The 16412-nt window shown below is 75.3% G+C and carries 9 protein-coding genes; 3 read left to right on the top strand and 6 right to left on the bottom strand.

Features of this window, described 5'->3' with window-relative positions; genetic code table 11:
* Positions 1–96 precede the first annotated feature (96 nt).
* Both D5H75_RS44330 and D5H75_RS29595 read right to left on the bottom strand, forming a co-directional pair.
* Complete coding sequence (locus D5H75_RS44330) at positions 97–6810, bottom strand: non-ribosomal peptide synthetase (RefSeq protein WP_202638622.1); 6714 nt, start codon at positions 6808–6810, stop codon at positions 97–99.
* A 318-nt stretch (positions 6811–7128) separates the two neighbouring features.
* Positions 7129–9225 carry a glycoside hydrolase family 3 protein gene (locus D5H75_RS29595; RefSeq protein ID WP_202638621.1) on the bottom strand — a complete coding sequence of 699 codons (2097 nt, stop codon included), beginning with the start codon at positions 9223–9225 and terminating at the stop codon, positions 7129–7131.
* A gap of 384 nt (positions 9226–9609) precedes the next feature.
* Here D5H75_RS29595 and D5H75_RS29590 point away from each other — a divergent pair, with 384 nt between their 5' ends.
* Complete coding sequence (locus D5H75_RS29590; protein ID WP_119929849.1) at positions 9610–9978, top strand: MazG-like family protein; 369 nt, start codon at positions 9610–9612, stop codon at positions 9976–9978.
* A gap of 240 nt (positions 9979–10218) precedes the next feature.
* Positions 10219–11328, top strand: a complete 1110-nt coding sequence (locus D5H75_RS29585; RefSeq protein ID WP_119929848.1) for an NAD(P)/FAD-dependent oxidoreductase — start codon at positions 10219–10221, stop codon at positions 11326–11328.
* A 162-nt stretch (positions 11329–11490) separates the two neighbouring features.
* Here the strand turns inward: D5H75_RS29585 and D5H75_RS29580 are convergent, their stop codons facing one another.
* From D5H75_RS29580 to D5H75_RS29560, 4 genes are all read right to left on the bottom strand, one after another.
* Positions 11491–12441, bottom strand: a complete 951-nt coding sequence (locus tag D5H75_RS29580; protein WP_119929847.1) for a sensor histidine kinase — start codon at positions 12439–12441, stop codon at positions 11491–11493.
* Positions 12442–12452: 11 nt separating this feature from the next.
* On the bottom strand, positions 12453–13313 hold the full coding sequence (locus D5H75_RS29575; protein ID WP_147425306.1) for an MEDS domain-containing protein: 861 nt from the start codon (positions 13311–13313) through the stop codon (positions 12453–12455).
* A 356-nt stretch (positions 13314–13669) separates the two neighbouring features.
* Complete coding sequence (locus tag D5H75_RS29565) at positions 13670–14023, bottom strand: hypothetical protein (protein ID WP_147425305.1); 354 nt, start codon at positions 14021–14023, stop codon at positions 13670–13672.
* A gap of 225 nt (positions 14024–14248) precedes the next feature.
* Complete coding sequence (locus D5H75_RS29560) at positions 14249–15208, bottom strand: helix-turn-helix domain-containing protein (protein WP_119929843.1); 960 nt, start codon at positions 15206–15208, stop codon at positions 14249–14251.
* A gap of 108 nt (positions 15209–15316) precedes the next feature.
* On the opposite strand from D5H75_RS29560, the gene D5H75_RS29555 reads away from it, so the two are divergent.
* Positions 15317–16348 (top strand): saccharopine dehydrogenase family protein, encoded by a 1032-nt coding sequence (locus tag D5H75_RS29555; RefSeq protein WP_119929842.1) that lies wholly within the window; start codon positions 15317–15319, stop codon positions 16346–16348.
* Positions 16349–16412: the final 64 nt, after the last annotated feature.

Genomic DNA, 16412 nt, shown 5'->3' with positions numbered 1-16412 from the left:
TCGGGCTGTACTGACTGGATCGGGCTGTTCGGGTTCTTCGGGTTCTTCGGGTTCTTCGGGTTCTTCGGGATGGTTGTGGATGGCCGGTCCGGGTGGTCAGATCCGCTGCGCGGGGGCCGGTTCCGCCGCCGGGCCCGAGCCTTCCAGACAGCGCCGGATCTCGCGTTCGATCGGCTCCAGGGCGGCGGTCTCCCCGATCGTGGCGAGCCAGTGCCACTGGTCCAGCGCGTGGTAGAGCCGGTACAGCTCCACGCGTTCGGCCCAGTCGGCGGGCAGCGGGCCGTACCCGTCGAGGAGGGCGGCCCGCCGTACCAGATCGTCGCGGACGGCGAAGTAGTCGGTGCGGGCCAGGTCGAGGAGGGGGTCGCCGGCCTGCGCGTTCTCCACGTCGATCACGCCGGTCAGCGCCCAGGCGCCGGGCTCCCGCTCGGCCACCATGACGTTGCGCTCGTGGAAGTCGTGGTGCAGCAGCACCGGCCGCGTGCAGCGGGAGAGCAGGTGCCGCCGCTCCGCCGCGAAGGCCCGGATCCGCGCGTGCAGGTCCGCGTCGCCGCCGAACTCGGCGAACTGGGCGATCTTCAGGTCGAGCTGGTCCCCGAGGTGCTCCTCGTTGGACGCGCGGCGCGGCCCCTCGAACGGCCCGAAGCCGGACAGCTCCACCGCGTGGATCGCGCGCAGCACGCGCCCCATCTCGCGGTACAGGTCCGCGATCACGTCCTCGGGCAGCGCCGCCGACACCTGGGACAGCGGCAGCCCCGGCACCTTGGTCATCGCCAGGTACGCCCGCGGCAGGTCCCGCCGGGAGTCGTCCGCGCGGGCCACCTCGGGCGCGGGCACCCCGGCCCCCGCCAGCAGCGCGTAGACCTCGCTCTCCTTGCGCATCCGCGCCGTGAACAGCTCCGGGTACAGCTTCACGATCACGTCGCGGTCGGCGCACCGCACCTCGTAGACCGCGCTGATCTCCCCGCCCGTGCGCGGCACCACGGACCGCACCTCGATCCCCGGGTACGGCTCGCGCAGCACGGCCTGCGCGGCGGCGGCCGGCAGCGGCATGGTCAGCGCCTTGGCGAACGCGGGGGCGGTCCACGCCAGGCTCACCCGGTTCCCGGCGCGCTCGCGCAGCGCCTCCGCCCCCACGAGGTCGTCGGGCGGGGCCTCGGGCATCTCGTCGTCGAAGCGCGCCAGCACGCGGATCCGCATCGCCACGAACGCCTGGACCACGATGCCCAGCCCGAGCAGGACGTACATGAACGCGATGCCGCGCCCGGGGCCGACGCCGATCACCGCGCCGACGGTGGGCGCGAGCGCGCCGCCGGGGGCCAGCAGCGGTTCGAGCAGCCGCTCCCCCAGCGGGGCGACGACCGCCATGCCGAGCGGCAGGGTGGACCAGGACACCATCTGGTTCAGCGCCATGACCCGGCCGTGGAACCGCTGCGGCACCTTCACGTGCACGATCGTCAGGAAGATCCCGTTGAGCAGCGAGGTGCCCGCCCACATCCCGAACGCGCCCAGCCCCACGACCAGCGGTGACGCGTGCAGGCCGGTGACGACCGCGAAGACGCCGACCCCGGCCGTGGCGATCAGGATGGCCCGCATGCGGCGCCGGCGCGGCCCGCCCCACAGCGCGATCGCCAGGCCGCCGAGGGTGGCCCCGAGCCCGCCGACGAAGGAGATCTGGCCCGCCGTGGTCAGCTCGGCGAACGTCAGGACCAGCGGCGACACCGACAGCAGCGCCGCGGCCAGCATCACGTTCAGGACCGCGAAGTAGATCAGCGACGCGCGCAGGTGGCGGTTCCCGAGCGACATGCGGAACCCGTGCCTGATCTCGGTCGCCAGCGGCTCGCGCCGCTCGTGCGCCATCGTCGCGGGGAAGCGCATGAGCGCCAGGACCAGCAGCATCAGCCCGAAGCTGGCCACGTCCAGCGCGACGATGCCGGGCAGCCCGATCGAGGCCAGCAGCGCCACGGCCATCAGCGGCGCGGCGAACTGCGACGTGCCGATCACCATCTGCACGACCCCGGCGGCGTGGCCGAGGTACCGCTTGGGCACGAGCTGCGGCAGCGCCGTGGTGAACCCGAGCCGCTGGAAGATCAGCGCGACGGACAGGCAGGCGGTGATCGGGTAGATGTGCCAGGTCCGCAGCGCGTCCGTCCAGAGCAGCACCCCGAGCAGGAGCTGCACGCCGCCGCCCAGCGCGTTCCCGACCACCATCATCGCGCGCCGGCTCGACCGGTCCACGATCGCGCCGACCAGCGGCGAGGCGAGCACGCCCGGCATGATCGCGAGCGCGATCAGCAGCGCGTAGTTCATCAACGACCCGCCGGTCGTGTAGACCCAGATCGGGATCGCGAAGTCGGTGATCGCGGTCCCGGTCATCGTCACGAGCTGCGCCGCCGCGATCACCAGGAACCGCCGCATGCTCGGCTCGGGCGGCTTCCGCCGCCTCTCCCGCCGCCGCTTCCGCTCCTTCTCCCGCTCCCGCTCCCGCTCTTTCTCCCGCTCCGCCCGCCCGCGCGTGCTCCCGTCCGGCCGGGCATCCGCGCTTGCGCCATCGTACGGCGGGGCGTCCGCCTCGGCGTCGCCGGGCCCGGACGTCTCCTCGATCCACCAGCCGGCGCCGGGCCCCCGGGCGTCCCGGGACAGGGCCGTGGCCATGCCGTACGACATGGCGACGTGGGCGTTGGTGAGGATCTCGGCGAGTTCGGCGGCGCGGTACTTGAGGAAGTAGTGCCCGGCCTCGTCCAGGATGACCAGGCCCGCCTCGGGGCTGAGGAAGTGCCACTCCTTGTACCGCTCGCGGTAGAGCTCGGTGGCCGGGTCCTGCTCGCCGACGACCGAGATCACCGGGGCGGCCAGCGGGGTGACCCCCTCGTTCAGCATCCGGGTGAACGACTCCTCGGCGATCAGCGTGTCCCGGCGCTGGTTGCGCACCATGAAGCGGATCTGCTCGTCGTCCAGGCCGGAGATGTCGTTGCCCATCGAGCGCATGCGGTTCTCGTACACGCGGTCGCCGCGCAGCCGGTCGAAGCGCGTCAGCCGGGCCAGCCGCCCGGTGAGCCGCCCGCCGGGCCGCGCGAACGGGAACACCGCCCCCAGGTACACCGCCTCGACCGCGCGGCCCCGCGCCTCCAGCCGCCGGGCGACCTCGACCGTCGCCGCGCCGCCGATGCCGCAGTGGCCGTACAGCGCGACCGGGCCCTCGATCCGGTCCAGGATCTCGGCGACGCAGGTCTCGACGACCTCCTCCAGCGGCATCGTCTCCTCGTCCGGCAGGCCGGGGTCGTGGCCGGGGAACGCCAGGGCGTAGAGCGCGCACTCCGGCGGGAGGGCGTCGGCGAGCGGCTGGAACACCAGGGCGCTGCCCCCGCCGTACGGGATGCAGACGTAGGTGATCGCGGGGGTCTGGCGGGCGCGGGTCAGCTCGTGCAGCAGCGTCCGCGTCCCGGCCTCCGGCGCGGGGGCCTCCACCAGCGCCGCGAGCCCGCGCACGGTGGGCTCCTTGAACAGGTCCATGACGCCGACCGCGCGCCCGCCGATCCCCGGCAGCACCCGCCGCAGCCGCGCCACCGCCTGGATCGCCACCAGGGAGTGCCCGCCCAGGTCGAAGAAGTCGTCGTCCGCGCGGACCTCGGGCACGCCCAGGAGCTCGGCCCAGACCCCGGCGATCGCGCGCTCGGCGGGCGTCTCCGGCGCGTCGCCGCGGCCCTCGCGGACCGGGACGGGCGGCGCGGGCAGGGCCCTCCGGTCGAGCTTGCCGTTCGGGCTGAGCGGCAGGGCGGGCAGGAACACGAACGCGGCGGGCACCATGTGGTCGGGCAGCACCCGCTTCAGCGCCGCCCGCAGCTCCGCCTCGCGCGCCCCGGCCGCGCCGGCTCCCCCGGGCTCCCCGGGACCGCCCGTTTCCCCGGGTTCCTCTCCCCTGGGCTCCTCGGGGACGACGTACGCCACGAGGCGGCGGTCGCCCGCCGGGCCGTCGTCGCGGGCGAGGACCACGGCCTCGCGGACGCCGGGCCGCTCGCGGAGGACGGCCTCGATCTCGCCCGGCTCGATGCGCTGCCCGCGGATCTTGAGCTGGGCGTCGATCCGGCCCAGGAACTCCAGCGCGCCGTCCCGGCGCAGCCGCACCAGGTCCCCGGTGCGGTAGAGGCGCGCCCCCGGCGGGCCGTACGGGTCGGGCACGAAGCGCTCGGCGGTCAGCGCGGGCCGCCCGTGATAGCCCCGCGCGACCTGGACGCCGCCGATGTGCAGCTCGCCGGGCACGCCGAGCGGGACCGGCCGCAGCAGCGGGTCGAGCACGTGGACGTCGGTGTTCTGGATCGGCCGCCCGATCGGCACGGGCGACTCCCCGGGCGAGCAGCGCCAGGCGGTGACGTCCACGGCCGCCTCGGTCGGCCCGTACAGGTTGTGCAGCTCCACGCCCGGCAGCCGCTCGAAGAACCGCGCGACCACGTGCGCGGGCAGCTCCTCGCCGCTGCACACGACCCGGCGCAGCGTCGCCGCGCACGCCTCGACCCCCTCCTCGGCGAGGAAGGCGGCCAACATCGACGGCACGAAGTGCATCGTGGTGACGCCCCGGCCGGTCACCAGGTCCCGCAGGTAGGCGGCGTCGCGGTGCCCGCCGGGCCGGGCCACCGCGAGCCGGGCGCCGGTGATCAGCGGCCAGAAGAACTCCCACACCGACACGTCGAACCCGGCGGGCGTCTTCTGCACCACCGCGTCGTCCCCGGTCAGCCGGTACGCCCGCTGCATCCAGTCGAGCCGGTTCACGATCCCCCGGTGGGAGTTGGCCACCCCCTTCGGCCGCCCGGTGGAGCCCGAGGTGTAGATCACGTACGCCGGGTGCTCCGGGGTCGCGGTGACCGGCGGAGCCGTCGCGGGGTACGCCCCGAGGTCGTCCTCCAGCGACACGACCGCCACCGGCCGATCGCCCCGCTCCCCCGCGCCGTACGGCGCGGCGCCCGCAGTCCCGCCCTCGGCGCCCGGTCCCGCGCCGGATGCCGAACCCGGTTCCGCGCCCTCGCCGGGGCGGGCGATCGCGGGCGGGGCGCCGGGGCCGGTCAGGAGCACGGTCGCGCCGGAGTCGGCCAGCATGAACGCGAGCCGGTCGGGCGGGTAGTCCGGGTCCAGCGGGACGTACGCGGCGCCCGCCTTGACCACGCCGAGCAGGGCCGCGACCAGGTCCGCCGACCGCTCCGCGCACACCGCGACCCGCGTCCCCGGCCCCGCGCCCAGCTCGCGCAGCCGGTGCGCGATCCGGTTCGCCCGCGCCGCGAGCCCGGCGTAGGTCACCCGCTCGCCCTCGAACTCCACCGCGATCGCGTCCGGCGTCCGCCGCACCTGCTCGTCGACCAGCTCGCCCAGCGTGGCCCGGTCCGGGTACGGCTCGCGCGGCCCCCGGCCGTACGCGATCAGGCTCTCCCGCTCCCCGGCGGCGACCATCTCCAGCCGCGACACGCGGGCCGACGGGTCGGCGACGGCGCCGCGCAGCAGGGCCTCGAAGTGCCGCGCCATCCCCGCGACGGTCTCCGGCGACAGCAGGTCCCGGTTGTGGATGAAGGCCCCGTCGAGCCCGCCGGACGCCTCCTCCTCCAGGAACAGCTCCAGCTCGAACCGGGCGGCGCGGGCGGGCACGGAGTACGGCGCGGCCGTCAGCCCCGGCCCCCAGTCCGCGCGGCGGCGGCTCTCGTAGTTCTGGAGCGCGAAGGTCACCTGGAAGACCGGGGTCCTGGCGACGTCCCGCTCGATCGCCAGCTCGCCCACGACCCGTTCGAAGGGCACGTTCTGGTGCGCGTAGGCGGCCAGGGTCCGGGCGCGCACCCGCCGCACCAGCTCCCCGAACGACGGGTCCCCGGAGAGGTCGGCGCGCACCGCCACCGTGGAGACGAACAGCCCGATCAGGCTCTCCAGCTCCCGCCTCGGCCGGCCGCCCACCGGGCACCCGATCGCGAAGTCGTCCTGCCCGGAATACCGGGAGAGCAGCGCCTGGTACGCCGCCAGCAGCACCATGTGCGGCGTCGCGTCGTGCTCGGCGGCCACCCGGGCCACCGCCGCGGTGACCTCCGGCGCGATCCGGAAGCCGTGCGAGGCGCCCGCGAACGTGGGCTCGGCCGCCCGCCGCCCGTCCACCGGCAGGTCCAGCGCCGGGACCCCGCCCAGCGCCTCCCGCCAGTGGTCCAGCTCGCCCTCCGGGTACGGCCGCGCGGCCTGCCACGCGGCGTAGTCGCCGTACTGGATCGGGGGCGGGGCGGGCTCCTCGCCGGCGTACAGCCGGCGCACCTCGTCGAGCAGGATCTCCATCGACCACCCGTCGGCGACGAGGTGGTGCGCGGTCACCAGCAGCACGTGGTCGTCCGGCCCGAGCGCGGCCAGCGCGGCCCGGACCAGCGGCGGCGCCGTGATGTCGTACGGCCGCGCCAGCTCCTCCCCGAGCGCGTGGTCGGCCCCCGGCTCGTCCGCGGCCTCCACGCGCCGCAGCGAGAACGGCGGGAGCGCGTCGGCCCCGGCGACGACGGCGACGGGCCGTCCCTCCTCGTCCGCCGGGAACCCGGTCCGCAGCGACTCGTGCCGCGCGATCAGCGCCCGGAAGGCGTCCTCCAGCCGCGCCGGGTCCAGCGGGCCGCGCAGCCGTACCGCCAGGGGGATCACGTAGGCCGCGCCGCCGGGCGCGAACTGTTCCAGGAACCACAGGCGCTCCTGCCCCGGCGAGAGCGGCGCGTCCACCCCGTCGCCGCGGCGCGGGATGCCCGGCTCCGCGCCCCGCCGCCGCAACCGCTGCCGGAGAAGCGCCCGCTTGGCGTCGGAGAGCTCCACGTTGCCAGAGGACAACCCGGGGGATGAGGTCACGTCGATCCCACTTTCCCAAGCCCCACCGCGCGGCCTCATGAGCCCGCGGCCACCCGTTCATCCGAATTCACGGCGACGTACGGCGAACGACACAATTCATACACATCCCCCGCGAACCCGTCGAGGATTTCCGAGAGCCGACAGACGGGGACGGGCCATCCGGCACGACGAGTACGGCTCCCGCGCCCGGTCGAGGCGGGCGCGGGAGCCGTACACCGGTCCCGCCGGAGGCGGACGCCGCGCACCGATCAGGTCAGCGGGCGCGGGGGCCGTACGCCGGTCGCGTCAGCGGGTGCGCAGGCCCCAGCCGTAGGGGTAGGCGGGGCGGTAGTCGCGGTCTCCGACGTTGATGGGGACCTGGGCGGGGCTCGCGGGCCAGGTGAAGGGGAGCCGGCCGGTGAACGGGCGGCGGCCGAAGAGGACGTCGGCCACGCCCGCGCCCTCGCTGCCCGGGAGCCAGGCGGCGACGAGCGCGTCGATCCGCCCCGCGGGGTCGGCGACGATCTGCGGGCGGCCGGAGACGACGACCACGACGCAGCGGGTCACGGCGGCGCAGACCTTGTCCACGACGGCCTGGTCGGCGGGCTGGAGGGTCAGCGACTTCTCCTCCTGCTGCGGCGCGGTGCACCAGCCGCACTCGGGCCCGCCGACGTCGCCGTACCCCTCGGCGTACGGCGTCTCGCCCACGACGACGACGCCGGTGGCCCCGGGGTCGATGGGGGCGGAGGCGTCGGGGCTGTGGGTGATCGTCGCGCCCTTGGCCACCTCGCGGATGCCCGCGAGGATCGTGGTCCCCGGCAGGATGTCGCCGGACGCGCCCTGCCAGGTGATCGTCCAGCCGCCGGCCTGGTTGCCGATGTCGTCGGCGTTGCGCCCCGCGACGTACAGCGACGACGCGGGCTTGAGCGGCAGCGTCCGGCCGGCGTTCTTGAGGAGCACCTGGGACTTGGCGACCGCCTCCCGGGCCAGCGCCCGGTGCCGGGCGCTCCCGACCTCGCCCAGCCGGTCCGGGGCGGTGTACGGCCGCTCGAACAGCCCGAGCTGGAACTTCGCCGTCAGGATGCGCTGCACCGCGTCGTCGATCCGGGCCATCGGCACCCGCCCGGCCGCGATCTCGGCGAGCAGCAGCTCCTGGAACCGCGGCGCGGTGTTCGGCTCCATGAACATGTCGATCCCGGCGTTCACCCCCGTCCGCACCTTGTACGGCGTGAGCCCGGCCTCGCCCGGGGCCGCCGGGTCGGGGATCTGGTGGATGCCCTCCCAGTCGGAGATCACGAAGCCGCGGAAGCCCAGCCGCTCCTTGAGCAGGCCGGTGATCAGCTCCCGGCTGGCGTGCATCTTGACCGGGTTCCCCACGCCGTCCTCGGTCCAGTCCACGCTGGAGAAGGACGGCATGACGGTGCCGACCCGGTGCTCCTTGATCGCGGGCACGTACGGCGCGACGTGGAGGCGGTAGAAGTCGGCCCGGCTCGTCACCGTGACGCCCTGGTCGATGGTGTACCGCTGCTCCCACCAGGGCTTGCCCCGGTTCGCCTCGGCCACCGCCGTGTCGTACCGGGTCCCGCCGTCCCCGGCGAAGTGCTTGGCCGTGGCCAGGACGCGGTCGGGCCGGTCCAGCCCGGCGGGAGCCGTACGGCCCTGGAGGCCGCGGACGGCGACGGCCATCCGGGACACCAGGGCGGGGTCCTCGCCGAAGCTCTCGTAGCTCCGGCCCCAGCGCTCGTCGCGCGACACGCACAGGCAGGGCGCGAAGTTCCAGTGGATCCCGGTCGCGCGCACCTCCCGCGCGGTGGCGTGCCCGATCTCCTCCACCAGGCGCGGGTCACGCGTCGCGCCCAGGCCCGTGTTGTGCGGGAAGACCGTCGCGCCGCGCAGGTTGCCGTGACCGTGCACCGCGTCGATCCCGTACATCATCGGGATCTTCAGCCGGGTGCTCAGCGCCTGCGCCTGGAACTCGTTGACCATGCGCAGCCACGCCTCGGGGGTGTTCTCCGCGGGCGTCGATCCCCCGCCCGACAGCACCGAGCCGAGCCGCCAGGCCGCGATCCTCGTGGGGTCGTCGGCCACCGCGGCGCGCTCGGCCTGCGTCATCTGCCCGACCTTCTCCTCCACGGTCATCCGCGAGAGCAGGTCCGCGACCCGCTGCTCGACGGGCCGGCGCGGGTCGAGGTACGCCGCCGCGGACCCCGCGCCGGGCGCGGCCGAACCCGGCACGGCGGTCCCGGGCGCGGCCGAACCCGGCGCGGTGGTCCCGGGCGCGGCCGAACCCGGCGTGGCCGTTCCCGACGCCGGTGATGGGGCCGTGAGCAGCGCGAGTGCCACCACACCTCCCATCGTCACGCCCCCCGCCCGCCGTGGATTCCAGAAGCGCCGCTTGCCCATGAGCCGACCTCCTCGGTCCGGGAGCCCTCCTTCCAGCCCCCACCAAACCGCCCGCGCCGTCAAGACCCGATCACGAGCCGTCCTCGGGTCCGGACCGCCGGTGCCGGGGCCGCCACGGACCGTGTCTGGGCCTGGCGGCCCCCCGCGCGCCGGATGAGGATCGAGGGACCAGAGTCACGTGAGTGAGAGGAACGCACATGCGCCGCAGACTCGCCGCCGCCCTCCTGACCGCCCTCCTGTCCACCGGCTTCGCGGTGTCGATCGCCGCCGTGACCGCCGCCCCCGCCAGCGCCGGCAACACCTGGCCGTAGCCCCTCCCCCGGGCCCGGGTGCGGTGCCGCCGTTCGGGCCCGGCGCACCGGAAGCACCCGGGAGGATGTGCCCATGACCGCGCCTCTTCCCGGGACCCCCGTCCCCCTCTGGCCGGCCATCGCCGAGCTGACCGCCTGGCTCGACGCGGCCAATCCGCGCACCGACCACGAGGTCGCGATGCGCATCATGAAGATCGGCGAGGAGTACGGCGAGGCCGCCGCGGCCTACATCGGCGTGACCGGGCAGAACCCGCGCAAGGGCGTCCACGCCACCCCCGACGACCTGGCCGCCGAACTCTGCGACGTGGCCGTCACGGCCCTGGTCGCCCTCACCACCGTCACCGGCGGCCCCGGCCCCGCCGAGCACCGCCTCCACGCCCACCTGGCCCGCCTGCTCGCCCGCGCCCGCCCGGAGGGCCCCGCCGCCGGCCCGGGCGCGTAGACCGCCTCCCCCCGGCAGGCGTTTTCCCCTCCCGGACCGCCGTTTCCCGGCGTTTTCCCCGCGTTCACGGGAGCCGCCCGGGGATTCCCGCGCGCCTCGGGTCACGCCTCCCACCTGGGCGTACGGGCATCCGGCCGTGATCATCCCCCACGAGGGGCGACGACGCCCGAGTTGAAGTTCGGGGTGCGAACCAATATAGTTCGTCCAACGAACAAGATTCTTTCCTCGTGGGAGCAGATCATGGGACGCACTGTTGTGGTGGTCGGCGGCGGGTACGGCGGCGCGGCCGTGGCCAAGGCGCTGGACCAGGAGGCCGACGTCGTGCTCGTGGAGCCGAAGGACGCGTTCGTGCAGAACGCGGCGGCGCTGCGGGCGCTGGTGCGGCCGGAGTGGGCCGACAACCTGTTCTTCCCCTACGACGCCCTGCTGGACCGGGGCCGGGTCATCCGGGACCGGGCGGTCTCGGTGGACGCGCGCGGGGTGGTGCTGGGCTCCGGGGACCGGGTCGAGGCCGACTACCTCGTCCTGGCCACCGGCTCGGGGTACCCCTTCCCGTTCAAGTTCTCCGTGGACCACTCCGGTGACGCCCGCGACCGGCTCGCGGCCACGCACCGGGAGCTCACCGGAGCCGGACGGGTGCTCATCGCCGGGGCCGGGCCGGTCGGACTGGAGCTGGCCGGGGAGATCAAGGCGGTGTGGCCCGACAAGGAGGTCACCGTCGTCGATCCGGCCACCGCCCTGCTGCCGGGCTTCGAGGCGGAGATGGTGAACGACCTGCGGCGGCAGCTCGACGAGTTCGGCGTGGAGCTGCTGCTGGGCACCTCACTGGACTCGGAGCCGCCGGTGGAGCCCGGGGTCGCGGCGCCGTTCACGGTGCGGGCCGGCGCGCGGGAGATCTCGGCCGACATCTGGTTCCGGGCGTACGGCGTGAGCGTCGACACCGCCTACCTGAGCGAGGAACTGGCCGGCGTCGCCACCCCGCGGGGGCACGTCCGGGTCCGCGAGACCCTCAACCTGGACGGGCACGATCACATCTACGCGATCGGCGACATCACGGACGTCCAGGAGCCCAAGATGGCCGCGAACGCGATGCGGCACGCCGAGGTCGTGGCCGAGAACATCCTCGCCCAGGTGCGCGGGGAGCGGCCGGGGAAGGTCTACGAGATCTCGCCCCTGCCCTTCGTGCTGCTGCCGCTCGGCCCCGAGGCGGGCGTCGGCCAGCTCCCCACCCCCGACGGGCCGCTGGTCCTGGGCGCGCCGGGCACGTCGGAGTACAAGGGCGCGGACCTGTTCACGGGCCGGTTCGCCGCGCTGTTCGGCCTGGCGGAGGCCGCGCCGGAGGCCGCCTGACCCGCCTGACCCGGCTGGCCCTGACCCGGCTGGCCCGGCCTGACCCTGACCCGGCTGACCCTGACCCGCCGGTCCCGCCTGACCCGCCGGTCCCGCGCCGCTGCGCCCCGGGAGTTCCCGGGGCGGGCACCCGCCCGGCACGCGGGGTCGCCCGGCCGCCCGTCAGGCGCGGGCGAGGTGGATGCGGAACCGGCTCCCCTCGGGGGTGGCGCGGACCTGGAGCAGGTCGCAGAGCTGGCGGACCACCCAGAGGCCGTGCCCGTTCGGGGCGGCCGGGTCGGGTGGGATGTAGCCGGGGAAGGGCGTCAGCAGGCGCCCCCGGTCGCTGACGTCGCAGACGATCCGGCCGCCCTCGGGCCAGATCAGGACCCGGCCCTGCCCGCCGCCGTGGCGCAGGACGTTGGTGGCGAGCTCGTTGAGGGCGGTGACCAGGCGCTGGACCCGGTCGGGCGGCAGGCCGAGGGCGCGGGTGTGATCCCCGGCGCGCCGCCGTACCTCGGCCAGGTCGCAGTCGGGGAGCCGCAGCTCCAGCAGGGACTCCCCGGCGCCGTCCGGCGGCGGCGGGAGCGGGAGGCCGTCCCCCTCGCAGACGAAGGCGTACGGGTCCTCATATTTGGCGCTTTCGAGGGTCTCGCCGCCCGCGAGGAGCTCGGGGTGGGTACGGCGGGCGTTCGCGACCACGTGCGCGGGGAGGGCCCGCTCGTCGTACGGGCAGATGATCCACGCCGCGCTGCCCGCGAAGGCGGCGTTGATCACCGACTCGTAGCGGGTCCACTCGGCCTCCTCCAGCCCGTCGCGCCCGTGCCAGACCGGCTCGCCGATGATCCGCACCAGCCGCCCGTCCGCCTCGTGCTCGTCCACGTAACGGCCGTAGGCGGCCAGGGTGCGGCCCGGGGCCTCGTACCAGTCCCGCGCGTCGACGAACTCCACCTCGCCGGCGGCGGCCCCCAGGTGGTCGCGGAGCAGGCCGATGTTGGCCGCGGTCGTGACGGCGAGCACGGTGTCGCCCGCCTTGAGGCCGTCCAGGCAGAAGCCCGCGGTGGCGGCCAGGAACTCCTCGTCGCGGTCGTAGAACAGCGCCTGGTGGATCAGCCCGGTGCCCGGGTCGCTCATGCCCGCACCCCCTACTCCTCGATGACCAGGCCGGGCGTCTGGTCCCAGCCGACCATGCGGATCACGTCGGCGACCATGGGCGCCAGGTTGCGCATGCGGAGGCGCCGGTCGCCGGGCAGGCCGTCCGCGATCTGTGCGACCTCGCGCAGGCCGGCCACATCGATGAACTCCAGGCCGGTCATGTCCACCCGGATGTCGCCGCCCCAGGTCGCCGCGGCGCGCAGGGCCTCGCCCCACACCCCGACGGTGGTGCGGTCGATCGTGCCGGCCACCCGCAGGACCGGCCGCCCGTCGGCGTCGTATCCGGGCGACATCCGCAGGGCCGCGCCCTGGAACATCGGGTTCATGTGCACGCTCCCGGGATGGCACTCGAGGAGTCCCTTGAGCCGGGCGGGCGGGAACACCCGCCGGTCGTACTGGCAGATCGCCGCCGCGCGCCCTCCGTCGAACAGCCCGGCCAGCCGCCGTTCGAACTCCTCGAGGCGCTCGGCGCCCGGGGTGCCGGACACCGCCCAGCCCATCTCCCCGGTGACCCACAGCCCGGCGAACCCGGCCGTGAGGCAGGCGTCCCGTTCGTGCCGCAGGGTCGCGATCATCGCCTCCGGGTCGAACCGCCCGGAGGCCAGGCAACCGCTCTCGATCCCCCGCATCACGAGCTGCCCGCGGTCCACTGCCGCCGCGACGTCCACGCCCGCGTCGAACAGCCACCGCCGCACCCGGTCGCGACCGTCCCCGTCGGCGAAGTACAGGACCCCTTCGTCCCGGCGGAGCCCGGCCCCGACGAACTCCGTGACCACCGCCCGCTGCTCGTCCTCGTGCCCGAAGGCCAGGCACAGGTGATCCCCGAGCCGTACGTTCCTGACATCCCGCATCGCCACCACCTAACAGTCACAACACGGGGCAACCACCGTAAATCTACGGTATCCGCTGGTACGGCATGAGCCCGACGCCCGGGGACGCCGGTCCCGCTCCGGAGGCGGGAGCCGCGGCCGGTCTCACGGCCGGAGGGCCGGAGGGCCGGAGCCGACCTCGCGGGGCGGCCACGGCCATGCGCGGGGGGAAGTCGTCCTCGCCGCCCACGTGGGAGACCGCGAGCCCCCGGCGTCCCGGCCACCTGTCGTGGAGCGGCTGGACGTGCTCCCGGTTGCGGCCGCCCAGCCGTACGCGGACGAGCGCGTGCCGCATCCGGGCGGCGGGGTTCCCGCGCGGGAGGTTCGCCGGGGGCGTGTCAGATCCAGGCGCAGTCCCGCCCTCTGACCTCGGCGGGGAGCACCGCCGCGCCCGTCGGCGCGCCGCCCCCGCAGCGCAGGCGCGCGGTCCCCGTGCCGCGCAGTTCGAACGCGGTGTGGATCGGGCCGAACCTGGGCAGGCCCGGCGAGCCCGAGCACCGGTTGCCCTTCCCCTCGCTCAGGTTCAGCGAGACGGTCTCGCAGGTGTAGACCCCGGCGGAGGACGTGTGAGCGGCGTCCGCGTGAGCCGTGCCGGCGAGAAGCCACGGCCCGAGCAGCACCGCCGCGACCGCCGCCCGGAGCCCTCTCCGCCCCCGAGTCCGGCCCCGCCCGCATCCCCGCGCCAGCACCATGGTCCCCGCCTCTCCCTCGCCATCCGACCTGCGACTTCTCCCGGACCGGCGACCGGCCCGAGGCCCAGTCTGAGCGAATCCCCGGCCAGGCCCTCCAGGACACGCCGGGACCGGCAGGCGACGCCCGGCGGGCCAGGAGGATCCGCGGCACCGGCGAGGACCCACGGCCAGAGCCGGGACGGCGAGGCGGTGCCCCCTTCGGGTGGGGGCGTCGTGGTCGCGGGGTCAGCGGGGTGGGGCGGGGCGGGTCCTCGCGCGGAAGGCGCGGCGGTAGGCGTCCGGGGGGACGCCCACCGTGCGGTTGAAGTGGCGGCGGAGGGTCGTGGCGGTGCCCATGCCGGTGGCCGCGGCGATGGACTCGACGCTCTCGTAGGTGGTCTCCAGCAGTTCCTGGGCGTGCCGGATGCGCTGGGTCAGCAGCCACTGGAGCGGTGAGGCGCCGGTCACCGCGCGGAAGTGGCGGCCCAGGGTGCGCGTGCTCATCCGCGCCCGGCGGGCGAGGTCCTCGACGGTCAGCGGCCGGTCCAGCCGTTCGATCGCCCAGGAGAGCAGGTCGGCGAGCGGGTGGTCGCCGGGGGCGGGCACCGGCGCGGTGACGAACTGGGCCTGGCCGCCGTCCCGGTGCGGCGGCACGACCAGGCGGCGCGCGACCGCGTTGGCGACCGCCGCGCCGTGGTCGAGACGTACGAGATGCAGGCACAGGTCCAGGGCGGCGGCCTTGCCGGCGCTGGTCAGCACGCTGCCGCCGTCCACGTAGAGCACGCCGGGATCGACCTCGACCCGGGGGTGGCGGGCGGCCAGGGCCTCGGTGTGCGCCCAGTGCGTGGTCGCGCGCCGCCCGTCCAGCAGCCCGGCCGCGGCCAGCACGAACGCGCCCGTGCACAGGGAGACGACGCGGGCGCCCGCCTCGTGCGCCGCGCGCACCGCGTCCACCAGGTCGGCCGGCGGCTCCACGTCGACGTCGGCCCAGCCCGGGACGATCACGGTGCCGGCGTCCCGGAGCCGGTCGAGCCCGGCGTCGGGCTCCAGCAGGAACCGCCCGACCCGTACGGCCACGGGCCCGCAGACGGTGACGTCGTACCAGGGCGCCGTCACCGAGGCCGGGGCGGAGCCGAAGACCTCGCACGCCAGGGACAGCTCGAAGTGGAGCATCCCGTCGGTGACGGCCACCGCGATCGACCTCATGTCCGGAATTGTACGGGTATTGGCGTTCCGGCCACTCGTGACGAAGGTCCCGGCCGAGCAGGATGTCCGCCAGAGATCACGGCGAGCCGTTCGACGGAGGGAAAGACCATGGCATCGGGGCAGAGGGTGGCGGTTTTCGGCGCGTACGGGCACACCGGGCGGTTCGTGGTGGCGGAGCTGCGAGAGCGCGGATTCGTCCCGGTCCTCTCCGGCCGCGACGCGGGCAGGCTGAGCGCGCTGGCGGCGGAGACGGGGCACGAGGCCCGTCCGGCGACGGCCGGCGACCCGGACTCGCTCGACCGCGCCCTGGCCGGGGCGGCGGCGGTGATCAACACGGCCGGGCCGTTCGCGGCCACCGCGGCCCCCGTGATCGAGGCGGCCCTGCGCGCCGGGATCCCGTACGTGGACGTGGCGGCCGAGATCGAGGCGAACGCCGACACGTTCGAGCACTTCGCCGAGCGCGCCCGCGCGGCGGCGATCTCGGTCGTCCCGGCCATGGCCTTCTTCGGCGGCCTCGGCGACCTGCTCGCCACCGCCGCGATGGGCGACTGGACCGGGGCCGACGAGGTGCACGTCGCGTACGGCCTGAGCGGCTGGCACCCCACCGCGGGCACGCGCGAGTCGGGCGCGGTCTCGCGGGAGCGGCGGAAGGGGCGGCGTGTCCGCTTCGCGAACGGGCGGCTGGAGTACCGCGACGACGCCCCGCCGGTCCTGCGGTGGCCCTTCCCCGACCCGGTGGGCCCCCGCGACGTCGTCGGCGAGTTCACCATGGCCGACGTCGTCACCATCCCCCGCCACCTGCGCGTCCCCGAGGTGCGCACCTACATGACGGTCGAGGCGGCGGGCGACGTGCTGTCCCCGGAGACGCCGCTCCCGGCCGCGGCCGACGAGCGCGGGCGGTCCGGGCAGACCTTCCTCGTCGACGTCGTCGTGCGCTCCGGCGGCCGGGAACGGCGGGCCGTGGCCAGGGGCAGGGACATCTACGCGGTGAGCGCGCCACTCGCGGTCGAGGCGGTCGAGCGCGTCCTCACCGGCCGCGTCCAGACGGCGGGCGTGGCCTCCGCCGGGGAGATCTTCGACGCGCCCGGCTTCCTCCGCGCCCTGTCCCCCCACATCTCCGTGGATCTCCCGACCCCCTGACGACGTACGTCCCCGGCCCTCGGGCGCCCGGGGATCACGGTGACGGCCGGGCCAATGGTGAAGG

Source organism: Bailinhaonella thermotolerans, assembly GCF_003594875.1.
GTDB classification, from domain to species: Bacteria; Actinomycetota; Actinomycetes; order Streptosporangiales; family Streptosporangiaceae; genus Bailinhaonella; species Bailinhaonella thermotolerans.
This window is presented reverse-complemented; position numbering and strand designations above follow the sequence as displayed.